The following is a 1,105-nucleotide window of genomic DNA, read 5'->3' as shown; positions in this document are numbered from 1 at the left end:
CGTCGTGAATTCATGCAGGTGCTGGCCGTGGCGAGCGCGGGTGGCATGGCCCTGGACCACAAGGATGTGCTGGCCGGCAAGCCGGGCGCGGCGATGAAGATGTACGACCTGCCGAAGTTCGGCAACGTCAGCTTCCTGCATTTCACCGACTGCCACGCGCAGCTGATGCCCATCTACTTCCGCGAACCCAACGTGAACCTGGGCGTGGCCGATGCCGTCGGCCGCCCGCCGCACATCGTGGGCGAGGGCCTGCTCAGGCACTTCAACATCCGCCCCGGCACGCCCGAGGCGCATGCCTTCACGTACCTCAACTTCGAAAAAGCCGCCAAGACCTACGGCAAGGTCGGCGGTTTCGCCCACCTGGCCACGCTGGTCAAGATGCTCAAGGCCAGCCGCCCGCACGCCATGCTGCTCGACGGTGGCGACACCTGGCAGGGCAGCGCCACCGCGCTGTGGACCAATGGCCAGGACATGGTCGATGCCTGCAAGCTGCTGGGTGTGAACGCCATGTGCCCGCACTGGGAGTTCACCCTGGGCGAGCAGCGCGTGCAGGAAATCGTCGAAAAAGACTTCGGCGGCCAGCTTGACTTCCTGGCCCAGAACGTCAAGACCAACGACTTCGGTGACCAGGTGTTCAAGCCCTACGTCATCAAGGAAATGAACGGCGTGCCCGTCGCCGTGATCGGCCAGGCCTTCCCCTACACCCCGATCGCCAACCCCAAGCACATGGTGCCCAACTGGAGCTTCGGCATCCAGGACGAGAACATGCAGAAGATGGTGGACGAGGTGCGTGCCAAGGGCGCGCAGGCCGTGGTCGTCATCTCGCACAACGGCATGGATGTGGACATCAAGATGGCCTCGCGCGTGACCGGCATCGACGCCATCCTGGGCGGCCACACGCACGACGGCATGCCCGCCCCCATGGTGGTCAAGAACGCCAAGGGCCAGACCCTGGTGACCAACGCCGGTTCCAACAGCAAGTTCCTGGGCGTGCTCGACTTTGACGTGCGCGGCGGCAAGGTGCAGGACTTCCGCTACAAGCTGCTGCCGGTGTTCGCCAACCTGCTGCCGGCCGACACCGAGATGCAGGCCTACATCGACAAGG

The 1,105-nt window shown here is 64.6% G+C and carries 1 protein-coding gene; it reads left to right on the top strand.

Annotated elements, in window-relative coordinates; translation table 11 throughout:
• A partial coding sequence (gene soxB, locus RMP09_RS14470) for a thiosulfohydrolase SoxB (protein WP_310566685.1) occupies positions 1-1,105 on the top strand: 1,105 nt, incomplete at both ends.

The organism is Hydrogenophaga sp., assembly GCF_031426985.1.
Lineage (GTDB): Bacteria > Pseudomonadota > Gammaproteobacteria > Burkholderiales > Burkholderiaceae_C > Hydrogenophaga.
The sequence above is the reverse complement of the archived record's forward strand: the minus strand, read 5'-3'. Positions and strand labels throughout refer to the sequence as shown.